This is a genomic window from Enterobacter mori (assembly GCF_025244905.1).
GTDB classification, from domain to species: Bacteria; Pseudomonadota; Gammaproteobacteria; order Enterobacterales; family Enterobacteriaceae; genus Enterobacter; species Enterobacter mori_A.
The window spans coordinates 948,384-970,405 of the sequence record NZ_CP104285.1 but is presented as its reverse complement, the minus strand read 5'-3'; the positions used below and the strand labels follow the sequence as shown (position 1 = coordinate 970,405).

The window sequence follows — 22,022 nt, the reverse complement described above, 5'->3', positions numbered from 1 at the left end:
CTTATATTTATAGATAAAAATCCACTATAGGGGCCATGCTCATGGCCTGTCACGCAAAATCATTACACCAGTAATTCGGACGCCAGACGCGCCATCAGAACATTGGACAACAGCACCGGTATATCGAGTGCTTTTTGCAGTAAATCGCGATGGTGCTGATGGAAGCCGAGGCAGTCCAGAATCAACACATCCGCGCCTCTCTCCATCAGCTCCCGTCCTGCGGCAATGAGCGCTTCTTCACTGTCCCAGAACGGATTAGCCAGCGCATAGAACGGGACTTTTTCCAGCACGTGCCATTTTGCCTCCTGGTTATCCATCAGTTCCTCGATGGGAACGATGACCCCCACCTGATGACCGTCGACAATCGAGGCCACTAGCGGCGGAATAATTCTCATCGGTTCCAGCAAAATCGCATTACGCGCAACCAGTCCTGTGATCGGTGCGGTGCTCATTAATAAAATGACGTCATAACCCTGATTATCGAGCACTTCAATAACACCCTGAAGCGCGCGCTCGATTTTCTGGCGTGACACATGCGCCAGTTTACCGTCACTTAATAACGTCGCCAGGAGATCCTCCCCTTCATCCACCGCGTAGTCTTCCATTACCTCTTCACGACTCATCTTACCCAACAGGCTAAGATGGGTGATCTGTTGTTCAGAGACATGCTCGGTTAAGAGCGGTAATACTTCGCTTACAGGGACCACACCAATAGTGAGGATCGCCAATGTCGCCTTCATTTTGATCGCCTTCCATTACTACCACAACTGTTACACAGGTACAGGCTCACTACGCTGCACCGTTCGTTTTTTCAACAAAACAGCACCAAGCGTAGCAGGGGATCTCTGCACCGAAATGTAAAGATCCCAGGGCCATACCGAATCACCCTGTAATAACTGAATATTAACTCGTGCTTAACATTCACGATGCGTTAAAAGTGTGATTCAGGCACTATTTTGCGTGGTTTAGGAATTTAATCAGGACTTATCGGGATCTTCGTAGCGCCGTTTCGCATCCAGCGCTTCTTGTTCGGTTTCATGTTCGCTGATCAGCGAATCGGGTTTGGGGTGATCGGCACGCAGCTGATACCAGGTCACGGTGTGGTCGGCATGACCTTTTTCGACGGTGACAATGCGTGCTTCACGCGGATAGGGAGGTCTGGTTGGCATAGCTCATCCTTTTTTTATGTCTGAGCTATGAGTATAGACGGCAGTTAGCTGGCGCAGGCCAAACGAAGGGCGGTAATAATCTGAATAACAACCTCTTCAGGTGAAGCAGAGGCATCCACAACGTGGTGTGCCACCTCGCGGTATAACGCATCGCGTTCCGCAAGCACCTCACTCACTTCTTCGCTGAGCGGCTTCGCGGTCAGCGCAGGACGCTGCCCCTCTTCCGGAAACGCTTCAAGACGTCCAACCAGGGTAGAGACCGCCGCGCAGAGATAAATCACAATCCCTTTTTCGCGCATAAACTGCCGGTTGTACTCCGCCAGAATAATGCCGCCTCCCGTTGCAATGACAGTCGCAGGTGACGTTACCGCTTCCAGCGCGGCGGTTTCACGCGCGCGAAAGCTCTCCCAGCCCTCTTTTTCGACAATCTCTGCGATGGTTTGAGCCGCATGTTCCTGAAGCCAGTGATCGGTATCAACAAATTGACTCTGGCACACGCGCGCCAGTTCCAGGCCAACGGTGGTTTTCCCACAGCCGCGAGGGCCAACTAAAAAGATGGGTGGGTTCATAACCAGGTGTTTCCCCTTGATGCCGGAAGGCTGAAGACTGTAAAGAAATGATTGCAGAAGATGTTGCGTTTACTTTACTGCAAAGCGGTACGGGATGACAACCCTGTGGAGGCCACACTGTACCACATTTTGACAATGGTTATCATTACGCCGTGCGGCGCTTTACTTCCAGCAGCCATTTATCCAGCTCGGCAGCAAACTGCTGGCGGTCACGCTGGGACAGACTATCCGGCCCGCCAGTCTGTATGCCGCTGGCGCGCATGGTGTCCATAAAATCGCGCATGGTGAGCTTTTCCCTAATCGTCGACGGCGAATAACGTTCACCGCGCGGGTTCAGCGCTGCCGCCCCTTTCTCCAGCACTTCCGCGGCCAGGGGAATATCCGCCGTGATCACTAAATCCTCGGCGCTGCACAGCCGCACAATCTCATTATCCGCCACATCGAACCCGGCCGGTACGCGCAAAGAGCGGATGAACCGGGAAGGCGGCACGCGGATATTCTGGTTCGCCACCAGCGTTAATGGCATCTGCACGCGCTCGGCGGCGCGGAACAAAATCTCTTTAATCACATTCGGACAGGCATCCGCATCAACCCAAATCGCCATGTTGTCACCCTTCTATCGCATTGACGGCTATTGTCGCCTGCTTTTCGTTGTTAAGCTATAAGCCTATCAATCAGAGATAACAACGCATAATAACGGAGAGACGTGATGGACAAGAAAATCGGGTTTATCGGCTGCGGTAACATGGGCAAAGCCATCCTGGGTGGCCTGATCGCCAGCGGGCAGGTACTACCGGGACAGATTTGGGTCTATACCCCATCACCGGATAAAGTCGCAGCGTTGCATGATGAGTACGGTATCAACGCCGCCGAAAGCGCACAGGAGGTCGCCCAGGTCGCGGATATCGTCTTTGGTGCCGTGAAGCCGAACATCATGATCAAAGTGCTGAGCGATATCACCTCCAGTCTGAATAAAGAGACGCTGGTGGTGTCCATTGCCGCCGGTGTGACGCTCGACCAGCTGGCTCGCGCACTCGGTCACGACCGTAAAATCGTCCGCGCAATGCCAAATACCCCTTCTCTGGTCAACGCCGGGATGACATCTATCACCCCTAACGCGCTGGTCACCTCCGAAGACGTGGCGGATGTCCTGAACATTTTCCGCTGCTTCGGTGAGGCAGAAGTCATTTCTGAATCGATGATCCATCCGGTTGTCGGCGTAAGCGGTTCAGCCCCCGCGTATGTCTTTATGTTTATTGAAGCGATGGCGGATGCCGCGGTGCTGGGCGGTATGCCGCGCGCGCAGGCGTATAAATTCGCCGCGCAGGCCGTCATGGGCTCTGCCAAAATGGTACTGGAGACGGGTAAACATCCGGGTGAACTGAAGGATATGGTCTGCTCTCCGGGCGGCACAACGATTGAAGCCGTGCGTGTGCTGGAAGAGCGCGGATTCCGTGCTGCCGTCATCGAGGCGATGGCAAAATGCATGGAAAAATCAGAGAAGCTGAGTAAATCCTGATAAACAGAGCCGGGCGTCAGGCTGCCACTTCGGTGCGGCCTCGTCCGGCATTTTTAGCTTTATAGAGTGCAACATCTGCTGCTTTTAACCATTCGCGGTAGTGTCCGAATTGCGGTCCCCAGGGGGCAATCCCGACGCTAATACGGACCCTCTCTGAAGGTGCTCCGGGGAGCGGCATGTTGACCAGACGTTCGTGTACGCGGGACATCGCGGCAATGGCACTTTCTGCAGGCGTACCGGACATAATCACGGCAAATTCATCCCCACCGAAACGGCCAATAAAATCACACGAGCGTAACGTCAACTGCAGCTGGCGGGTGATAGCCACTATCGCCTCATCGCCGACGTCATGGCCCCATGTATCGTTAATGCTCTTAAAGTGATCAATGTCGATGAGCAATATTGTCGCCGTTTGATGGCTGCGACGGCATTGCTCATATTCATTGCGCAAAAGCGTTTCCCAGTGGCGGCGATTGAACACCCCCGTCATCCCGTCGCGCGTGCTCATTAGCTCAAGCCGCCGTTTATGCTCAGCCAGCCGAACCGCCGTCCGGTGACTGAGCCAGGCAAATAGCATCGGGTACAGCATCAGAACCGGTAGCGTCAGCCACCACTCCAGCGGCTCAGAATAAAGCATAATCACGCTGCCGTTCAGCTGCAGCGTGACCAAAGCGGAAAACAGGATAATGATAATACCGGCAATAAACAGCCGAAAACCGCCTGACCCCATCATATTCATGCCGATCATCATGATCAGCGCCGCCGTAGGCAGCGCATTCAGGCCCATCAGGCCAATCCAGACACCGGCGATGATTGCATCTACCTTCAGGTTAACGATTTCACTGCAAAACGGTTTGGATGAACGGCAGGCAAGTTGCCAGGCGAGATGGGGCCAGACAAAGGCCCACCCCACCAGTAATAACCACCAGCCGCCAGGAAGAAAATGGGTGACCAGCACGCCTGCGACGGGAAAAAACATCGCGGCCAGCCCCACCGCACGCGCCAGCCTTACCCGCCGGCAAAAACGTATTCCGGAGCGGTGTGAGTCATCCTGAGAAAGATGTTTATTCCACTCTTCCTGAATGCTCTCTTTGTTGTAATAGATTTCATCATTCATCATTTTTGGGAATATTCTGAAACATTTTCCCAAATTATAGAGAGGGGGATGTAGGGGAAAGTATGAAATTTCGGGTGAGCCTCGACAGCAACTCACCCGTTAGCACTACACTTTTTTCTTCAGGCAGGCGCTCATGAACTTACTGCGGTCATCCCCTTTCAGAGAATGCTCGGTTGCCTTCGCATTACACTCGCGCATTTTTTGCTGCTGCGGCGTCAGGCTTTTTTCATCCGGTTTCGAGGCACCGTTTTTAAGGCAGTCGCTCATGTAAGTCTTACGGGCATCGCCCTTCAGAGATTGCGAGGTCGCCTGTTGATTACAGGTTGTCATACGCTGCTGCTGGGGCGTTAAGGTCTTTTCTTCCGCATTCGCAGAAGCCATCAAGAACACGCCTGAGAGTAAGGTAACCAGTATTGTCGTTTTCATTGCACTATCCTTTATGTGAATTTCCACTCTAAGTCTGGTTCGTGACGGGGAAAATACCACCCGGCAGCCACGATTTCCGCCGGGTGACGGACTTATTTCAGCCCAAGCGCGGCCTTCATGGTGTAGAACAGATCGGTCTGGTCAGTCAGACCCACCACGTTCGCAGCATGTGGGCCGTACGCAGCGATGCGTAGCTGTGTGCCGGTATGTTCCATAGACTCTTCTTCAGAATTGCCATAGCTCATCACCATCACGGCACCATCTTTGGTCGTCAGCGCCTGCGTCAGACCGGGTGCTTTGGTATCGGGAGGGATAATCTGGCTGGCGTGCGCGTGGTCAGCGGTGACAACCACCAGCGTGTTACCGTCTTTCTTCGCAAACGCGAGCGCTTTTTGCACCGCTTCGTCGAGATCCACCGTTTCGCCAATCTGCCCGCACGGATTCGCCGCGTGGTCTTGCTTATCGATTGACGCCCCTTCAACCTGCAGGAAGAAGCCTTTTTCGCTCTTGCTCAGCAGAGAGATGGCTTTGTCCGTCATCGCCGCCAGCGTAGGAACGCTGTCATTCCGTTTCGGGTTTGGCGTACAGGTCACCGCTGGCTTATCGATATTGCCGTGGTACGAGGCTTTTGGCCCTTCCCAGCGCACCGGCATATTGCCGTCAGAGAACAGTCCAAGCAGCGGCTTGTCCTGGTTTGCTTCGGTAATTGCCGCCAGAGAACCCGCGTCGTTCACCAGTTGATAGCCGCGCGCCTGCGCCTGCTCACGCAGCGTTTTACCCTGCCATTCACCGGCTGTCGCCGTTTCGGCAAAGGTTTTCGCTCCACCGCCCAGCGTTACGTCAGGGCGCGCGTTCAGCATCTGTTCAGCGATCGAGCCTTTACCGCCCTTTTCCAGCGCATTGGTCGGACATTTTTCGCTGGTCACCGACGGGCCATAGCATTTACGCGAGGTCACGTGCGACATCAACGCGGCCGGGGTGGCATCCTGAAGCTCAGCGGTGGAGACGTTGCCGGTTGCCAGTCCCGCCGCTTTCGCCATCTCCAGAATGGTTTGATGATCTTTCTCGTGAATATCGACACCCAGCGCGCCATTATAGGTTTTCACACCGGTTGCCCACGCCGTTGCTGACGCGGCTGAATCCGTGACGTAATCCGGTTTACCGGTTTTTTTATCCAGCGAGTAATGGGTATATTGTCCCGTCAGAGGCAGCGCATCGATGCCTTTAAAATAGCCGCCTGCCCCTTCGGCATAATTTCTCGCCGCCGTAATTTCGGAATCACCCATTCCGTCGCCAATCAGCAGAATAATATTTTTAGCGGGGTTTTCATTCAGCGAAGCTCGAATGGCGGCAGTCTGATCCTCTGACAGACGGCGCGCACCACCGGGCTGGGTGATATCCCCCTGCGCAGCACGATGTTCGAGGACGTTCATATTCGCGGTTTCAGCGTGAAGAGTGGGGGCAAATAACAGTGGGGTTAATACGATAAAAAGCGCGCTCTGTTTCAATTTATTTTCTCCATGTACAAATACATAAAAATAAAAACAGAGCGACTATAGGCAACCGGCATGACATTTCTATGACAGCCCGTCACACATTGTGACAGTTTAGCTGCGCGGATGCCTTAACAGCTTTTTTATGTATTGATGGAGCATCTCGGCGTCCTCAGGCGGAACCTGTGAATCCGGTTTGGCGTTGTCCAGCGCGCTTTCGATGCTGTCAATTAACGCCTGTTGATCCTGGGCAGCCATATGTCTGAGTAGCGCGGTAACGACTATTTCCAGCGCCTCAACCTGAGCGACCAATTCTTTCGACTCTTCTTCCTTTTGTGCAAGCTTAACCAACAACTCAGTAATGAGATTCTTCATGGTGCTATTTCCTTATGGGTTTTCCCTGAAATTAGCACTCTCAATGATTTATGCAAAGAGGAGAAAAGTATTATCTTATGCAAAAGTGACGTTACGTCAAAAATAGCGAGGCGCGCACCGCAGCGAAACGTTTTTCTATAACAACAGGCCGCTTTTTGTTATATAAAAAAGCGGCAGCCATAAAAATATATAATACATCCCCAGCGTTAACGAACTCCTTTTGCCTGCGCTAATTGTCTGCGACGACGCAGAGCCATAGCCAGCTGGATAATATTTATCAACACCACCACTGCCGTCGCGGCAAATACCCAACGGAAACCGGCCATCGCGGAAACGGATGCACCAATAAGCGGACCGGCAACGTTGCCCAAATACATGAACGACTGGTTATACCCAAAAATACGCCCGGTGACCTGGTCACTGGAATATTTCACCAGCAGTGTTTGCACGGCGGGCAACATGGCCCCATCGGCAAAGCCAAGCAAGAAGCGCAGCACGCCAAGCTGAAGCGGGGTCGTTACGAATGACATAGCAAAAAAGAGTATGACCGCAAATATCAGCGTGGCCATCAGGATGCGCGCCGTGCCAATTCTGTCGCCCAGTTTGCCAAGCCGCGGCGCAGAGATCAGCGCCGACACGCCAGGCACCGCCGCAATCAACCCCGCGAGAAAAGCGATATTGTTGCTGTCTGGCTCCATCGACTTGATAAACAGCGCCAGAATAGGCCCGACGGAACCATTACACAGTTGGATCACCATGGTGGTGACAAAAAGGCTGATCATCAGGCCGGGATAAGGCAGCGAGGCAAAGACCGCCCGGCCGCTCAGGCGTTCTGATTTGCTGACAACGGGACGCCCCCCTTCTTTGATCAGAAAAAGCGTCACCAGAAAACTGATCACCAGCAGTATCGCGGTGATGAAAAATACCGCTCGCAGCCCCACGTGATCCGCGAGGAAGCCCCCCAGCAGAGGACCGCCGATGACCCCGCTGATCTGCGCGGTAGAGAGCGTACTCAGCGCCCAGCCGCTACGTTCACGCGGTACCTGCGAGGCCACCAGCGCCATCGCGTTGGGAATATACCCGGAAGTCAGCCCCATGATTGCCCGCAGGATAAACAGCTGCCAGACGTTGGTGGCAAAAGCCTGAAGCAAGATGGCGATCGCCATGCCGAGGGAGGCACGCAGCAGCATCAGCTTGCGGCCTTTTCTGTCCGCCAGACTTCCCCACATCGGTGAGACGATGGCCGAAACCAGAAACGTGACGCTGAACGTCAACCCTGACCACATAGAGAGGGCTTCATGGGAGGTCACCCCCAGCTGAGACACGTACAGCGGCAGAAAGGGTAAAATCTGGCTAATGGCCAGTCCGGTAAAGAAACAGCCGAACCAGACCGAGATGAGGTTAACTTTCCAGGATTCCATAACAGAAATAGTCTTCATTTTTAGGCGAATTCGCCGACAGATTAGCAAGTTACGCGCGTTGACGTCGCACCAGAGATGCGGCCTTGCGGACTTTAGTGTTTTATCTTCCCAGTCATCATATTTGTGAAATAAGTCACAAATTATCCACTTTCTGACGAAAGATTATGCTTCAGTGACACAGGCCAAAGCCGCGCATCCCAAGATGGAAATGATTAGCGTGGGCCGCGTTATATTCTGGCCCCAGACCGTTACCGTAATACCCACAGCTCGCCGCCAGCAGAGCCTGAAGCCACGGCTGGGTTTTAGCCGACGACCAGCCCGCCAGAATGGTGATCCGCTCACCGTTTGCCAGCCGAAATGCGCTGATGTCCAGCGCCTCTGCCGTGGCATGTTCACTGCGTCGTGCATCCGGGCGGCCGTAAATATTACGACAGGCGTAGCTTCCCAGATGGTCGATGCGCGTAAGCTCGCTGCCCATCCAGCTTTTCGTCAGTGGTCGGGCCTGCTGACTGACAAACAGCGCAGAGCTTAATGCCAGAGGACAACTGGCCAGAAAACTGCTGTTCAGGCTGACCGGACCGAAGTTACTCACGCGCACCACGTTACTGAGCGGGCATGCTCCCGCGCTGTCAGCCACCGGCTGCGTGCGGATAAGTGCTCTTTGATTTGCCTCGGTTAACAGGCTTTTGCAGGCCTCCGGCGTTAAGCGCCGAAGCTTGAACTGGGTGATTTTTCCGGGAGGATCGTCAAGGGTAAGCGGCGTAAAAGGGTTGTAATGAGACGGCAACCAGCGGTAACCCGCCGTTGCGACAGCCACAATAATGAAAACGGCTAGCAGATTTTTTCCTTTCACACGCCCCCCCACGACACCCCAAAACATTATGGCAGAAGGCCGCGAAACCCGCAGGGCATCGTGGTATGTTATTGGCTTTTCGACAGACTGGAAGAGAGTGAGATGGCAAAGCAGCGCGTAGGTATTGTCTTTGGGGGAAAATCAGCAGAGCACGAGGTGTCATTACAATCGGCCAAAAATATTGTCGATGCGATCGACAAAAGCCGTTTCGACGTGGTGCTGCTGGGTATTGATAAACAGGGTCAGTGGCATGTCAACGATGCCAGCCAGTACCTGATCAATGCCAACGATCCGGCGCACATCGCCCTTAACCCTTCAGAAACCAGCGTCGCGACCGTACCAGGCCTGCTTCAGGGGCAATTTATCGACGCCGGTAATGCGCAGGCGCTGGCTCAGATTGACGTTATTTTCCCTATCGTGCACGGCACGCTGGGCGAAGACGGTTCTTTGCAGGGAATGTTGCGCATGGCGAACCTGCCGTTTGTCGGCTCCGACGTGCTGGGCTCCGCCGCCTGTATGGATAAAGACGTCACCAAGCGTCTGCTGCGCGATGCCGGGCTGAATATTGCGCCGTTTGTCACGCTCACCCGCGCCAACCGCGAGAAATTCGATTTCGCGCAGCTTTCCAGCCAGCTCGGCCTGCCACTGTTCGTCAAACCGGCGAATCAGGGCTCCTCCGTTGGCGTCAGTAAAGTTACCACCGAAGCGCAATTTACCGACGCCGTGCGTCTGGCGTTCGATTTTGACCACAAAGTGGTGGTTGAACAGGGTATCAAAGGCCGCGAAATTGAGTGCGCCGTGCTGGGAAATGATTACCCACAGGCGAGCACCTGCGGTGAAGTGGTGTTGAACAGCGATTTTTACTCTTACGATACCAAATACATTGATGATAAAGGCGCGCAGGTTGTGGTACCTGCGGCTATCGATCCGGTCATCATCGATAAGATCCGCGCGATCGCCGTAGAAGCCTATCAGGCGCTGGGCTGCTGCGGTATGGCTCGCGTTGATGTGTTCCTGACGCCGGAAAACGACGTGGTCATTAACGAGATCAACACGCTGCCAGGCTTCACCAACATCAGCATGTATCCGAAACTGTGGCAGGCCAGCGGAATGAGTTATCCGGAACTCATCACCCGCCTGATCGAACTGGCGCTGGAGCGTCACGCCGCTGACAGCGCCCTTAAAAGCTCCGTAAACGGTTAATCGGTTTTCTTCACCGTTTCCGTCTCTTCCGCTGTCGTCTCTTCAGGACGGCGGCGGATAATCAACCCTGCCAGCCAGAAACTAATCACCCAGGTCACCAGCCCCACGGCATAGGTTTGCCAGCCTTTTGCCTCAAACCCCAATAGCCCCACAACACCGTTCAGAATAAAGATCAACCCAATAGCAAAGGCGTAGTAATGCCAGTCACGGCGTAGTTTGGACGTGAGCTTCATAACAACTCCGGCAGAAAAAAAAGACATCCTCTCACAGTTTTATGGCCGGGTCTGTGGCGAATGCGGAAATTCTGAAACGCGACGCAATTTCACTTAAGTGATCAAATTGTGATGTGATGCAGAAATCAACAATCCAGGAGCATTCCTGAGGGTAAATTACCACGATTCTGATATTGACAAATGCGATGACCTGTCAAACTCACCCTATACGAAACGTATAAAACAGAGTGACATTTCGGGAGGTCTTTATGGCTGATTTTACATTGTCGAAACCGATTTTTGGCGGCAAACAACCAAAAACCTCCACGGCGGGTAATATCGTCTATGCCCTGTTTGTGCTGTTCTGCTTCTGGGCAGGCTCACAGCTACTCAATATGCTGGTTCATGCGCCTGGCGTTTATGAACACCTGATGCAGGTTCAGGATAGCGGACGCCCACGCGTTGAGATCGGTTTCGGGGTAAGCACCCTGTTTGGCCTGGTCCCCTTCCTCGTCGGGTGTATGATTCTTGGCGTCATTGCCTTAGTGCTTCGCCTCCGTCGTCGTTTCTAAAGCCCCATACAGCGAGCCCGGCGGTCATCGACGCGTTTCGCGAACCATGCAGTAGTCAGGTTACGCGTGATCTTCGGGCTCTCGAGCTGAATGCCGGGCAGGATAGCCCTCGGTAACGCTTTTCCACTTTTCTTCTCTGCCAGCGCAAAGACCTGCTGATACAAATCCGTTTTCTCAAATGCCAGACTGTCGCCCTTTTCCAGCTGACGGCGAATATCGCTATTGCTCATATCCAGCTTTGTCGCCAGTTTGCGCACTGCACGTTCGGTCGTACCCGCTTCGCTGCTGCCGTAGGCAATCAGATCGCCATCCAGCGCCAGTTTCACCCCGGATGCCCGGCTCACGGCATTCTGGAACGCTGCGTTCCGGCTGGCATACCAGCCCGCGTTAAAGTCTGCAAAGCGGTACAGCGGCTCGCTGTAATTCGCCGGGTAGTTAAGAAGGTGATAAGTGCCAAACCAGAGCCCGCCGCGCAGGGAGAAGACCTCCTGACGCACCGTACCGTCTATTTTCCACGGATAACCGTCGGTATGTTTTTCTGCAAACGCGATGCTGACCTGCATCGGACCGCCGGTGTGCACCGGATTAAGCGAGCCAAACAGTTTTTGCCCCATCGGCACCATGTTGATGAAGTCATCGAAAATGGCGCTTAGCTGTTTCTCGGTTTTCACCGTATCCAGCCGTTCGCTGTAGCTTTTGCCGTTTGGTGAGGTGAATTTAAGCGCGGTATGGACCAGGAACACCGGAATATGCATCGATTCCGCGCGGCGGTCGATCTCCTTCCAGGCAATTTTGTTCAGACCCGGCACGACCGGGTCTGACTGGTACATTGATTCCTGCTGCGCCACCGCCAGCACCGAACAGATATTCTCCTCGGTGGGGGCAATTTTCTGACTTTCAAAGGTCTTTGCCAGCGCGTCCGCCCACGCATTGCGATCCTGCACGCTGGAGGGCATTTTTTGCCGGACAACGCTCGCCACGTCTACGGGCGTTTCCCCTTTTTTAAGTGGCGTGGCCCCTTTCTCGGCACACCCCGCCAGTACCAGGACAGCAAGTAAGGACAGCGATAACGAACGCGGTACGGCAAAAGACATAGCAATTCCCTGTATTAGCTAAATGTGTTGGTGACTTCCTGCAGATCTGCATCGTCCAGCTCACGCTCGAAACTGCGTAAACGTTTGTAGATGGACATTAATTCCACCAGCGTGGTCCAGGAGCTGATCAAATACTGGAACGAGCCGCGCACCTGGCCAAAGACGTTGGTGATTTGCGTCATCAGGCCCAGCGTAATCGTACCCGCAACAATCGACGGGAACAGCAGGAACAAGCCGAAAACGTTGTCGACCTGAAGATACAGAATGCGCGCAATGTTGAAATACATGTAGTGGAAATAGAGGCGGAAGTAGTTGCGACGCACCGCGCCAAACAGCTCGCGTACGGTCGGTGGCGAGGCGCGGTTAGCATCATCTTCACCGTAGACCAACTCTTTACGATAAGCCGCTTCGACACGCTGATTTTTAAACTCCAGCCCCGGCAGCTTGATGCCGACCACCGCCAGCAGCCCCGTGCCCATCAACGACCAGACAATCGCGGCGATAACCAGACCATACGGCAGGTGACCAATAATCGGCAGTTCCGGCACGTGCGCGGAGAGCGTCACCAGCACCGGCAGGAAGGCGATCAGCGTCATAATGGCGTTGATAAAACTGACACCCATGTCTTCAAGCGTAGAGGCAAAACGCATGGTGTCTTCCTGCACACGCTGCGCGGCACCTTCGATATGACGCAGGTGCTGCCAGTGCGCCATATAGTGCTCGTTCATGGCGGTACGCCAGCGGAAGACGTAGTGGCTAACGAAGAAATTGTTCATCACCCCAATGATGACCGCAATCAGGGCGATGCCGAGGAAGATACCCACCTCATGGTAAAACTGGTTAATCGTCACCTTATGCGGGGAACTCAGCGCCGTCTGGATCAGATCGTAAAAGGGGGCATACCAGGCGTTCACCGCCACGCCAACTTCGACCAGGAACCAGGTCACAAAGATGATCAGCGAGGTGCCCAAAATCGACCAGTACTGCCAGCGGTGCGGAGAATACATAAACCAGAACAGCGCAAACAGCCCCACGCAGACCGTGTAGTAGGCGTAAAACAGCAGGTAGCTGAGCGACCAGAAGCGCGCGGCGCTAATTGGCACCTCACCCGTAGCTCCCGTGATGCGCGTCAGCCATGCACCGCCGCCCGCCTGCCAGAAAATGACAGCAATCAGTGCCCAAATAAATGCCGACAGGAAAAAAGGCCCCGGCTTTGGGAAAAAAGACTTAAACATTGTGCTTCCTTCTTGTTGTTCTGGCTGTTGCTGTGCTCAACACATCGCCACACGAAAATCTGACCTGAACCCGCCAGTGGCGCAGGCAAAAAGGTCAGACCCGTGGGTTTATTATTAGTTCGCTTTCCAGTTTTCGAGAATTGTTTCGGTGCGTTTCACCGACGGTGGATTGGCAGGGGCGATAAAGTCACGCCAGACATCGTTGTAGTGGGCAATCAGAACCTGGGCTTCTGCCGCCGGGCGATTGGCCGTGGTGTGGGCATCCTCAGCAACCGTGATATGGTAGCCCCGGCTGACGCCGTTTTTGAGGGTGGCATCGACACAGTAATCGGTGGCACAGCCGCAAATGACAAACTCGCGAATGCCCTGCTCACGCAGCAGCGTCTCAAGCGCGGTGTTATAGAAGGCATCGCAGGCGGTTTTGGTGACGTACAACGCACCTGCTGGCTGGTTTAGCTCCGGAAGCAACGCAAACCCTTCACTTCCCTCTTCCAGGCCCCCGGCTTCGGTATGCTGTATAAAAACCACCCTGTCGGCAGCCTGCGTAAGCTGGTTGATCAGTGAGACACATTTCTCGCGCTGATGACGCGGCGTCTCGAATACCCCATTCTGCATATCAACCACCATAACCACACGCTTATCAGACATACCGTTCCCCGCAAGATTGAGTTGCACTGCTGCCTATCATAAGCCCGATGTCACAAAATGGGATCCAGGCCGCAAGTAAATTGTTCATATTTACCCATGGTTACGTTTTTCTCGCTATCGTTATGCAATTCGGGCCTTTGCAGCTTACCGATTAGTAGTATAAATACCCTAACTTTCCTTATTTACTTGATGGATGCTTTTCGTTGAAACGTTGTCTGCTCACTTTCGCCGCGCTATGCGCGGTGAGCTTCTCCACCGCCCAGGCAGCGCAGCCGCTGACGGCCCCGGTTTTAGCCTCTGATATCGCCGATCGCTACGCGAACCTGATCTATTACGGCAGCGGCGGGACGGGAATGGCGCTGGTGGTCATTGACGGTAACCAGCGCGTGTTTCGCAGCTTTGGTGAAACGCGTCCGGGGAATAACATTCACCCGCAGTTGGATTCGGTGATCCGTATTGCCTCCATCACCAAGCTGATGACCAGCGAAATGCTGGTGAAGCTTCTCGACCAGGGCGTGGTTAAACTCGACGACCCGCTCAGCAAATACGCACCTCCAGGCGCTCGCGTCCCGACTTACCAGGGTGCACCAATCAGACTGGTCAACCTGGCGACCCACACCAGTGCCCTGCCGCGAGAACAACCTGGCGGCGCGGCACATCGTCCCGTCTTTGTCTGGCCGACGCGCGAACAGCGCTGGAATTACCTGAGCACCGCGACGCTGAAAACCACACCGGGTTCGCAGGCCGCCTATTCAAACCTCGCGTTTGATCTGCTGGCCGATGCGTTATCGACTGCTTCGGGTAAACCCTATCCTCAGCTGTTTGAAGAGCAGATTACCCGTCCGTTGGGGATGAAGGACACCACCTTTACCCCCTCCCCGGACCAGTGCCGTCGCCTGATGGTCGCTGAAAAAGGTGCCAGCCCGTGTAATAACACCCTGGCGGCGATCGGCAGCGGTGGTGTGTATTCCACGCCTGGCGACATGATGCGCTGGATGCAGCAGTTCCTCTCTTCGGATTTCTACTCTCGCACCCACCAGGCCGATCGCATGCAAACGCTGATTTATCAGCGTACCCAACTGACCCGCGTTATCGGCATGGATGTACCGGGTAAAGCCGACGCCCTCGGTTTGGGCTGGGTGTACATGGCGCCGAAAGACGGCCGCCCGGGCATTATTCAGAAAACGGGCGGCGGCGGCGGATTCATCACCTATATGGCGATGATCCCGCAGTCCAACGTAGGGGCGTTTGTGGTCGTTACCCGCTCGCCGAACACGCGTTTCGTTAATATGAGTGACGGAATTAATAACTTAGTGGCTGAACTGAGCGCCAATAAAGCCCAGGTTCTCACCGCGTCTAACTGATCTTAATATTCCGTGGGCAAGCGGTTGATGCTGACCAGCTTGCCCCGGCTCATATTGATGTAGTTTCCCTGTCGCAGGGCTGCCAGAACTTCTGCAACAACAGAACGTGAAATACGCGTACTTTGCTGAATATGATTCATCACACCGATTTTTGAACGCAGCGTTTCGTCCCACTCGGCCATATTCAGCAACATCGCGCGGATTTGGTGATAAGAGTTATTGCCAACCAGCTGCATATCACGTTTTCCAAGAATGCAATTTATCCAGGATAGCCAGCAGAAGGCCTCTTTCCAGAGGGAATTCTGTTGGATGAGTTGACGGGTGGTTTCTGTGGGCAAATAAAATCCCGTGCAGGGTGTTTTGGCTATCACTCTATATTTCTGGCAGTGATTAATCATCACTGTGGACATCCCCAAAATAAAAGGCGCTGTAGCGATACCCACAAGCAACTCATCTGAATGTCGATAGATTTCGATAACACCCGTTTGCAATACAAGTGTGCAGGATTCATTACATTCACCAGATGTAATTAATTGTTGTGGAGCAGATTTAAAAGGAGTACTGGCTGCTATCAAACACTGTTCGAGCCGGCGTAATTCAGAAAGCGGTTTCGCATTAACGTTCATGCAGACCTCAAGACATCCGTATTTGTCGGTTCAATATTATTTTTATTACTTCTGTAAAAAGCGGGGGAGATAACCACTCCCCCGCTTTTATTCATTACCAGGTATATTTCACACCCAGGTTTGCGCCCCAGTTCTGATCAACGTCGCCGCCGCCCAGATAAGTGGCATCAGTATACGCACTGAAGTTCTTCGTGAAGCTGAACTGGGTGCCCAGCCCTACCCGCACAGCGGAGCCTTTCACGCCGTTATCAATGCTGTCACCGTTAATGTCGGCATTGTTATCGGCATCGTCATAAACGTAGGCAAGTTTGAAGTAAGGCGTCAGAGCCTGATCGCCGCCGTAGTTGAAGGTGTAACCCGCATCAACACCGAGTTCATAACGCAGGCTATCGTAAGACTGCCCATCCATGCGCATGTCATTACTGAGACGATAATCATCGCCAGACTGGAACAGGCCAGACACGGCTGCGTATGGTGTGACATAGCCGGACAGGTTTGGTTTCCAGTCGTAGCCCAGTTTCAGCCCAAAACCAACTGCATCATTGGTGGTGTTGCCGTCAACATACTGACCGTTGCTCATGTTAGCAGAGAGATCGCTGTTGAAGCGGGTGTAGCTCAGGGAGCTGTCGAGGAACAGATCGTTCATGAACTTCGCCGACGCGTAGATCATCGCCGTCTGGCTGTCCTGATCGACCTGACCGGTACGATCGCTGATATCACCCTTCGCGAAACCTGCCGCACCACCGACGATCCACTTCGCATTATTACCGTCAATCTGCGTATCCAGACCAACCATAATGCCGCTCACGTCCTGATCGTAGCTAACGTTGCCGTTATCAGCGTCGAAGTTGCCACCAAAGTAGCTCACCCACGCTCCGCCGTTATCCGCCAGGCCGTGGCGGCTGTTGGTCAGACGCGTGCCGACGGTATCCTGCTGCAGGTTCCAGATGTTGCTGTTAGCAGACGGGATGCTCAGCGCCATGTTGGCATAGTCAGTCAGCTCTTTCTGCTGCAGAACAACGGTGTCACCTTTCTGCTGCGCCTGATAGGTGTAAGCACCTAAATCGGCTTTGTTCGCGGCAGTAAAGCTGGCTGTGGTATCCGCGTTATTGTCATAAATGCGGACGATCTCTTTATTCTTGTAATCGGCAACGGAACCGGCACCGGTCGCATCATCGATGCGCACCTTGTAGTTACCTGCGACGTCACCGTTCACTGACAGGTGGCCATCAGAATTAATCGCCACAACGCCGTAGTCGTAATCGGCATGGTACTTATCGTTGGTGATATAGCGTGCGTTGTTGAGATCGCTGTTCAGCACATAATCGCGGCTGGCCACATTCAGCACGCCGCCGTCGGTCAGTACCATATTGTGCGTATCAACCTGACCCAGCCCCAGCGCCAGCTCAGCACCGTTATCCACGGTGATGGTATTGGCATACAGATCGGCCGTTTCTTCCGTCAGTGCCGCACGGCTATAGCTGTCCAGATACAGATGGTCGGTTGCCACACCACCGCTGTCACCGATATTCAATGAAGAGGCATTGGTCAGGGTGATGGTATCCGCCAGCAGGCCAGAGTTTTCAACATTGACCTGAGACTGATTGTTTACCGTCAGCGTATCAATGTTAGACAGCTTGCGGGTATCCCACTCAGAACCGTTGTCCAGCGCAATGTTAAACAGACCGCTTTGATATACCTCTTCGCCCGCAACGTGACCGTTGCTGTCGTAAGTGGAATCAGGCCAGATACTGTTTGGAGAGAGCGTGCGCCAGTCGACGTTGCTGTAGCCCTGACCGTACATCTGCGCCGTGCCGATAGCTTCGACGCTTGACTGAGCTGCACCCACCCATTTACTGCCGTTGGTCAGCGTAACATCGAGCGTATCAGTACCGTCCCAGCCGTTGGTGGTAGGGTTGTACACACCGTCATCGGTGGTATCGGTTGCCGGGTCACCATTCTCGTAGAAGTTGTTATCAAAGGTGCTGGCGAACAGGATGTCACCTGTAATGGTGGAGTGGTCGAACGTAGCTGTCGTCTGCATCGCGTTGTCAGACGCGCTGGCAGCCACGATCAGCGCTGCGTCATCCGCCGCCGTCGCGTTGGTTTCACCGTAGTCGCTCGGCTTGGCCGCTTGGCCATAGAAACCGTTGGTGCCCAGATCGCTGTATGCACCCGAGGTGAGGACGGAGTCTTTTACCAGTAGCGTGTCGGTAAAGACGTTGCTGCTGTTGGCTACGCCTTCAACACCGTCATACGGAGTATTATCCAGTTCCTGGTACCCCTGCGTCAGAGTAATACCCGCAACGTGAGAATTATTCTGGATTACGATATCCGATTCAACATCCAGGGTAATCGCATTCCCCAGAGCATAAGTGTCCAGATAATGCGTCTCTGTGTTCTGGCCATTTACGACATCGTAAGCGTAATGCTCATAGGTATCATTGATCGTAGAGTTATCCACGGTCAGGCTAAAACGATCGTACTGAGAATGTGTTGTACCATCGGTATCTATACCATCGGCACAGGAGGTGGTCATACATTCAGAAGTGATCATGCCATTAATGGTACTGTTGGAAATGCTCAACGCATTCGCCCGACCATTTATACCATCATCAAGAGAGTATGTTGAAATAACACCATTCACGGTGGCTTTATTAATCACCGGATAAATATCACCATCGTGGATGGCATCTGAGTAATCCCAGTCGGCATAGCCATAATACCACGGAGTGGACGCGGTATTATCGTATCCGTAGGTATTATACGTTGTGCCGGAAATATCCTTCGCATTGGCCTGAGAAGCGATAGCCAGAGTGCAGGCTAATGCAAGTTGAGATACAACCAGTTTCTTTTTCCATGTTTGCATTGGGTCATCCCTCCTCAGGGACGTAAGCAAGTTTGTCCATCAATGAATTTGCAATGTTTAATTGCGGAGGGAATTATGCAGTTTCATTTCGAAAAGGTTCAATGAATGTTTCCATTAAGTCCGTATACAGACAAATAACACATCCAGCCCCAAAAAGCATGAGGCGCTATAAAATAAATATTATAAAAACAGAAAGTTAATACACAACCACATCAATGATGACATCACATAATAAAAAATAATGAATCACTTTAAATTATGCATTCATTTCAATATAGAAATAAAATGAATATCTCATTCCCCTCTCAGCGTTATACTGACCTGCATTCTATATTAATGACAGAGAATCTAACCTGCCGCATTTCGCAAAAACAAAATGCCCAATTTCGTAAAACACCCCTCTTCACTTTCATGTACACTAGTCTTCTTTGTTCCACAAACATCAGGCATACCATGACCGATTTAATTGCACGTCCCCGCCGCCTGCGCAAGTCACCTGCACTGCGCGCTATGTTTGAAGAGACAACCCTGACCTTAAACGATCTGGTGTTGCCGATTTTTGTCGAAGAAGAGATCGATGACTACAAAGCCATCGAAGCGATGCCGGGCGTGATGCGCATTCCGGAAAAGCATCTGGCGCGTGAGATTGAACGCATCGCCAACGCGGGGATCCGTTCGGTGATGACCTTCGGCATCTCTCACCACACCGACGCCACCGGCAGCGATGCGTGGAAAGAAGATGGCCTCGTCGCCCGGATGTCCCGCATCTGCAAAGAGACCGTGCCGGAAATGATCGTCATGTCCGATACCTGTTTCTGCGAATACACCTCACACGGCCACTGCGGCGTGCTGTGCGATCACGGCGTGGACAACGATGCCACCCTGGTGAACCTTGGCAAACAGGCGGTCGTGGCTGCCGCTGCGGGTGCGGATTTCATTGCCCCATCAGCGGCGATGGACGGACAGGTTCAGGCGATCCGTCAGGCGCTGGATGCGGCGGGCTTTACCGATACCGCCATCATGTCCTACTCCACCAAATTTGCCTCCTCCTTCTACGGTCCGTTCCGTGAAGCGGCCGGTACAGCGCTGAAAGGCGATCGTAAAACCTATCAGATGAACCCGCTAAACCGTCGGGAAGCGATTCGTGAATCCCTGCTTGATGAAGCCCAGGGCGCAGATTGCCTGATGGTGAAACCAGCGGGCGCGTATCTCGACATCCTGCGCGACATCCGCGAACGCAGCGAGCTGCCGCTTGGCGCTTACCAGGTCAGCGGCGAGTACGCGATGATCAAATTCGCCGCGCAGGCAGGTGCCATCGACGAAGAGAAAGTGATCCTCGAAAGCCTGGGGGCGATCAAACGCGCCGGCGCGGATCTGATCTTCAGCTACTTCGCGCTGGATCTCGCCGAGAAAAAAATCCTCCGCTAATCTTCACCAAACTGCAATACAACCGACATCTGCTCCTTCTACTGTCTTCGCAAGACGGCAGGAGGAGTAACCATGTTTAGCCTCGATAGCGTTCTCGACGATCTTTGGCCTCAGGCGAGGCCTGCACCCTGGCAAAAAAGTCTGTTAAAAAGACTGTTTTACGAAGACGAATTTCAGCAATTTGCCGCAGCCCACCGCCACCTGAAAGGACTGGATATGGTGGAGCAAGTTCTGGAACACCTTGATATTCTCTGCACCGTTTCCGCCCGCGATCTCGAACAAATCCCCGAACATGGCCCGCTGGTCATTATTGCCAACCACCCGACGGGTACGCTGGACGGGCTGGCGCTGATGTACGCCGTCTCCCGCGTGCGACGTGATGTTAAAGTCGTGACCAACCGGATGTTGACTCACCTTGAGCCCCTCAGTTCGCTGTTTATTCCGGTGGACAATATGGGCGGCAGGACGGCGAAATCGTCGCTGGTCCAGATGGAACAGCATCTGCAAAACGCAGGCGTGCTGATCTTCTTCCCGGCCGGAGAAGTTTCGCGCCCCACGCGAAAAGGCGTCCGCGATAAAAAGTGGCACTCAGGCTTTATAAAACTCGCCAGCAAGCTGCGCGCCCCGCTGTTGCCGGTACATATTCAGGCGCATAACAGCCTGCTCTTTTATGCCAGCACGCTGGTGTCGCCGACGCTGTCCATGCTGCTGCTGATGCAACAAATGTTCCGCCGACGCCATAGCCAGCTGCCGATTAAAATCGGCCAGCAGATTGCGTGGCATCACTGGCATAGCGCCACCCTTTCGTCGCGTGAGATGGCCGAGCAGTGTCGTCAGCATGTGATGCGTCTTGGCAAGGGAGTGCCTGGCGTCTTTAAAACCCAGTGCGCCATTGCCCGTCCGGAAGACCGGGCTACGCTGAGGCGTGAACTGGCGCAGGCCGAGTGTCTGGGGAAAACCAGCGACGGCAAAACCATCTATCTGTGGCAGCGCAACGGGCAAGAAGAGGCTCCTCTGCTGCGCGAACTGGGCCGCCTGCGCGAGATTGCCTTTCGCGCCGTGGAAGAAGGGAGCGGCAAACGCCGGGATACGGACAGCTATGATGACGATTATCTGCACCTGATCCTCTGGGATGAAGAGGATCTGGAGATCGTCGGCGCGTATCGCTTTATGCCGACCGCAAAACAGGTTGAACGTCGCGGTCTGGAGGGGTTGTACAGCTATAGCCTGTTTCACTATGACGACAAAATGCAGGACGTGCTGGAACACGGTATCGAACTGGGGCGCAGCTTCATTCAGCCGCGCTACTGGGGACGCCGCGGCCTGGATTATTTATGGTCCGGAATTGGGGCTTATCTGGCGCGTTATCCGCACTACCGCTACCTGTTTGGCCCAGTCTCTATCTCCGGCGGCTTACCGCCTGCCGCGCGGGATCTGCTGGTCGCATTTTACCGCCTGTGGTTCCCGGCGACGCATCCGCTCGCCGCCTCGCGTCAGCCCTATCCCGCATCGCTGCCGGACGTGCTGGCGCAGTTTGGCGGCGTGGATTACGTGGACGATCTGACGAAGCTGAAATCCCTGCTCGGCAATCTGGGCTGCGGTATTCCGCCGCTCTACAAACAGTATTCCGAGCTGTGCGAACCCGGCGGCGTGCAGTTTATTGATTTTGGCAGCGATCCGGCGTTCAACAACTGCGTCGACGGACTGGTTCTGGTGGATTTATGTTACCTGAAGGCGAACCGCTATCAGCGGTATATTGAGGCGCATTTACAACCCTCACCCCAGCCCTCTCCCTAAAAGGGAGAGGGTGAAGACCGCACCGGGCAGTC

Annotated in this window: 22 protein-coding genes; 6 read left to right on the top strand and 16 right to left on the bottom strand. The window is 53.8% G+C overall.

Features of this window, described 5'->3' with window-relative positions; translation table 11 throughout:
• Positions 1–62: 62 nt before the first annotated feature.
• The 4 genes from N2K86_RS04575 to N2K86_RS04560 form a co-directional block, all read right to left on the bottom strand.
• Complete coding sequence (locus N2K86_RS04575) at positions 63–740, bottom strand: AroM family protein (protein WP_260660630.1); 678 nt, start codon at positions 738–740, stop codon at positions 63–65.
• A gap of 237 nt (positions 741–977) precedes the next feature.
• Positions 978–1,169, bottom strand: coding sequence for a protein YaiA (yaiA, locus tag N2K86_RS04570; RefSeq protein ID WP_010428011.1), 192 nt, complete (start codon positions 1,167–1,169; stop codon positions 978–980).
• Between the two features lie 44 nt (positions 1,170–1,213).
• Entirely contained in the window at positions 1,214–1,738 is a 525-nt protein-coding gene (aroL, locus tag N2K86_RS04565) for a shikimate kinase AroL (RefSeq protein ID WP_260660629.1), read from the bottom strand.
• A 145-nt stretch (positions 1,739–1,883) separates the two neighbouring features.
• Positions 1,884–2,342 (bottom strand): YaiI/YqxD family protein, encoded by a 459-nt coding sequence (locus tag N2K86_RS04560; protein WP_260660628.1) that lies wholly within the window; start codon positions 2,340–2,342, stop codon positions 1,884–1,886.
• Between the two features lie 105 nt (positions 2,343–2,447).
• Here N2K86_RS04560 and proC point away from each other — a divergent pair, with 105 nt between their 5' ends.
• Positions 2,448–3,257 (top strand): pyrroline-5-carboxylate reductase, encoded by an 810-nt coding sequence (proC, locus tag N2K86_RS04555; RefSeq protein WP_260660627.1) that lies wholly within the window; start codon positions 2,448–2,450, stop codon positions 3,255–3,257.
• A 16-nt stretch (positions 3,258–3,273) separates the two neighbouring features.
• Here the strand turns inward: proC and adrA are convergent, their stop codons facing one another.
• The 6 genes from adrA to N2K86_RS04525 all read right to left on the bottom strand — a co-directional run bounded on the left by adrA (position 3,274) and on the right by N2K86_RS04525 (position 8,942).
• The gene (adrA, locus tag N2K86_RS04550; RefSeq protein ID WP_260660626.1) at positions 3,274–4,377 is read right to left on the bottom strand and encodes a diguanylate cyclase AdrA; all 1,104 of its coding nucleotides are present in this window, start codon (positions 4,375–4,377) and stop codon (positions 3,274–3,276) included.
• 102 nt (positions 4,378–4,479) lie between these two features.
• Positions 4,480–4,800 carry a phosphate starvation-inducible protein PsiF gene (psiF, locus tag N2K86_RS04545; protein WP_260660625.1) on the bottom strand — a complete coding sequence of 107 codons (321 nt, stop codon included), beginning with the start codon at positions 4,798–4,800 and terminating at the stop codon, positions 4,480–4,482.
• 92 nt (positions 4,801–4,892) lie between these two features.
• Positions 4,893–6,308: an alkaline phosphatase gene (gene phoA / locus N2K86_RS04540; protein WP_260660624.1), complete on the bottom strand. Its 1,416-nt coding sequence runs from the start codon at positions 6,306–6,308 to the stop codon at positions 4,893–4,895.
• A gap of 99 nt (positions 6,309–6,407) precedes the next feature.
• Positions 6,408–6,668, bottom strand: a complete 261-nt coding sequence (gene iraP, locus N2K86_RS04535; RefSeq protein ID WP_042716702.1) for an anti-adapter protein IraP — start codon at positions 6,666–6,668, stop codon at positions 6,408–6,410.
• Positions 6,669–6,874: 206 nt separating this feature from the next.
• Positions 6,875–8,089 carry a multidrug efflux MFS transporter gene (locus tag N2K86_RS04530; protein WP_260660623.1) on the bottom strand — a complete coding sequence of 405 codons (1,215 nt, stop codon included), beginning with the start codon at positions 8,087–8,089 and terminating at the stop codon, positions 6,875–6,877.
• Between the two features lie 169 nt (positions 8,090–8,258).
• Positions 8,259–8,942: an extensin-like domain-containing protein gene (locus N2K86_RS04525; protein WP_260660622.1), complete on the bottom strand. Its 684-nt coding sequence runs from the start codon at positions 8,940–8,942 to the stop codon at positions 8,259–8,261.
• A gap of 102 nt (positions 8,943–9,044) precedes the next feature.
• Between N2K86_RS04525 and ddlA the strand changes: the two genes are divergently transcribed.
• On the top strand, positions 9,045–10,145 hold the full coding sequence (ddlA, locus tag N2K86_RS04520; protein ID WP_260660621.1) for a D-alanine--D-alanine ligase: 1,101 nt from the start codon (positions 9,045–9,047) through the stop codon (positions 10,143–10,145).
• On the opposite strand, the gene N2K86_RS04515 is transcribed toward ddlA, so the two are convergent.
• Positions 10,142–10,378, bottom strand: coding sequence for a DUF2754 family protein (locus N2K86_RS04515; RefSeq protein ID WP_010427988.1), 237 nt, complete (start codon positions 10,376–10,378; stop codon positions 10,142–10,144). The genes ddlA and N2K86_RS04515 overlap by 4 nt on opposite strands.
• A 248-nt stretch (positions 10,379–10,626) precedes the next feature.
• Between N2K86_RS04515 and N2K86_RS04510 the strand changes: the two genes are divergently transcribed.
• A complete protein-coding gene (locus N2K86_RS04510) occupies positions 10,627–10,929 on the top strand; it encodes a YaiY family protein (protein WP_260660620.1) in 303 nt (100 codons plus the stop codon).
• Here the strand turns inward: N2K86_RS04510 and N2K86_RS04505 are convergent.
• From N2K86_RS04505 to N2K86_RS04495, 3 genes are all read right to left on the bottom strand, one after another.
• Positions 10,926–12,023 (bottom strand): DUF1615 domain-containing protein, encoded by a 1,098-nt coding sequence (locus N2K86_RS04505; RefSeq protein ID WP_260660619.1) that lies wholly within the window; start codon positions 12,021–12,023, stop codon positions 10,926–10,928. The two genes, N2K86_RS04510 and N2K86_RS04505, sit on opposite strands and share 4 nt — an antisense overlap.
• Before the next feature lie 14 nt (positions 12,024–12,037).
• Positions 12,038–13,258: a peptide antibiotic transporter SbmA gene (sbmA, locus tag N2K86_RS04500; RefSeq protein ID WP_260660618.1), complete on the bottom strand. Its 1,221-nt coding sequence runs from the start codon at positions 13,256–13,258 to the stop codon at positions 12,038–12,040.
• Between the two features lie 114 nt (positions 13,259–13,372).
• Positions 13,373–13,906, bottom strand: coding sequence for an isochorismatase family protein (locus N2K86_RS04495; RefSeq protein WP_260660617.1), 534 nt, complete (start codon positions 13,904–13,906; stop codon positions 13,373–13,375).
• 203 nt (positions 13,907–14,109) lie between these two features.
• Between N2K86_RS04495 and ampH the strand changes: the two genes are divergently transcribed.
• Positions 14,110–15,270 carry a D-alanyl-D-alanine-carboxypeptidase/endopeptidase AmpH gene (gene ampH, locus N2K86_RS04490; RefSeq protein WP_260660616.1) on the top strand — a complete coding sequence of 387 codons (1,161 nt, stop codon included), beginning with the start codon at positions 14,110–14,112 and terminating at the stop codon, positions 15,268–15,270.
• Positions 15,271–15,272: 2 nt separating this feature from the next.
• Here the strand turns inward: ampH and N2K86_RS04485 are convergent, their stop codons facing one another.
• Entirely contained in the window at positions 15,273–15,896 is a 624-nt protein-coding gene (locus tag N2K86_RS04485; RefSeq protein ID WP_260660615.1) for a helix-turn-helix domain-containing protein, read from the bottom strand.
• A 94-nt stretch (positions 15,897–15,990) separates the two neighbouring features.
• Positions 15,991–18,765: an autotransporter outer membrane beta-barrel domain-containing protein gene (locus N2K86_RS04480; RefSeq protein ID WP_260660614.1), complete on the bottom strand. Its 2,775-nt coding sequence runs from the start codon at positions 18,763–18,765 to the stop codon at positions 15,991–15,993.
• Between the two features lie 453 nt (positions 18,766–19,218).
• Here N2K86_RS04480 and hemB point away from each other — a divergent pair, with 453 nt between their 5' ends.
• Positions 19,219–20,193 carry a porphobilinogen synthase gene (gene hemB, locus N2K86_RS04475; RefSeq protein WP_260660613.1) on the top strand — a complete coding sequence of 325 codons (975 nt, stop codon included), beginning with the start codon at positions 19,219–19,221 and terminating at the stop codon, positions 20,191–20,193.
• A 72-nt stretch (positions 20,194–20,265) separates the two neighbouring features.
• Positions 20,266–21,990, top strand: coding sequence for a lysophospholipid acyltransferase family protein (locus tag N2K86_RS04470; RefSeq protein WP_260660612.1), 1,725 nt, complete (start codon positions 20,266–20,268; stop codon positions 21,988–21,990).
• Positions 21,991–22,022 lie beyond the last annotated feature (32 nt).

Excerpts from the sequence above, each read along its gene's own strand:
- N2K86_RS04495 (WP_260660617.1), bottom strand. The coding sequence starts at position 13,906 with ATGTCTGATAAGCGTGTGGTTATGGTGGTTGATATGCAGAATGGGGTA.
- N2K86_RS04510 (WP_260660620.1), top strand. The coding sequence starts at position 10,627 with ATGGCTGATTTTACATTGTCGAAACCGATTTTTGGCGGCAAACAACCA.
- psiF (WP_260660625.1), bottom strand. The coding sequence starts at position 4,800 with ATGAAAACGACAATACTGGTTACCTTACTCTCAGGCGTGTTCTTGATG.
- hemB (WP_260660613.1), top strand. The coding sequence starts at position 19,219 with ATGACCGATTTAATTGCACGTCCCCGCCGCCTGCGCAAGTCACCTGCA.
- N2K86_RS04515 (WP_010427988.1), bottom strand. The coding sequence starts at position 10,378 with ATGAAGCTCACGTCCAAACTACGCCGTGACTGGCATTACTACGCCTTT.
- iraP (WP_042716702.1), bottom strand. The coding sequence starts at position 6,668 with ATGAAGAATCTCATTACTGAGTTGTTGGTTAAGCTTGCACAAAAGGAA.
- N2K86_RS04470 (WP_260660612.1), top strand. The coding sequence starts at position 20,266 with ATGTTTAGCCTCGATAGCGTTCTCGACGATCTTTGGCCTCAGGCGAGG.
- N2K86_RS04560 (WP_260660628.1), bottom strand. The coding sequence starts at position 2,342 with ATGGCGATTTGGGTTGATGCGGATGCCTGTCCGAATGTGATTAAAGAG.
- N2K86_RS04505 (WP_260660619.1), bottom strand. The coding sequence starts at position 12,023 with ATGTCTTTTGCCGTACCGCGTTCGTTATCGCTGTCCTTACTTGCTGTC.
- adrA (WP_260660626.1), bottom strand. The coding sequence starts at position 4,377 with ATGATGAATGATGAAATCTATTACAACAAAGAGAGCATTCAGGAAGAG.
- sbmA (WP_260660618.1), bottom strand. The coding sequence starts at position 13,258 with ATGTTTAAGTCTTTTTTCCCAAAGCCGGGGCCTTTTTTCCTGTCGGCA.
- yaiA (WP_010428011.1), bottom strand. The coding sequence starts at position 1,169 with ATGCCAACCAGACCTCCCTATCCGCGTGAAGCACGCATTGTCACCGTC.
- N2K86_RS04480 (WP_260660614.1), bottom strand. The coding sequence starts at position 18,765 with ATGCAAACATGGAAAAAGAAACTGGTTGTATCTCAACTTGCATTAGCC.
- N2K86_RS04530 (WP_260660623.1), bottom strand. The coding sequence starts at position 8,089 with ATGGAATCCTGGAAAGTTAACCTCATCTCGGTCTGGTTCGGCTGTTTC.
- ddlA (WP_260660621.1), top strand. The coding sequence starts at position 9,045 with ATGGCAAAGCAGCGCGTAGGTATTGTCTTTGGGGGAAAATCAGCAGAG.
- N2K86_RS04575 (WP_260660630.1), bottom strand. The coding sequence starts at position 740 with ATGAAGGCGACATTGGCGATCCTCACTATTGGTGTGGTCCCTGTAAGC.
- proC (WP_260660627.1), top strand. The coding sequence starts at position 2,448 with ATGGACAAGAAAATCGGGTTTATCGGCTGCGGTAACATGGGCAAAGCC.
- aroL (WP_260660629.1), bottom strand. The coding sequence starts at position 1,738 with ATGAACCCACCCATCTTTTTAGTTGGCCCTCGCGGCTGTGGGAAAACC.
- N2K86_RS04485 (WP_260660615.1), bottom strand. The coding sequence starts at position 15,896 with ATGAACGTTAATGCGAAACCGCTTTCTGAATTACGCCGGCTCGAACAG.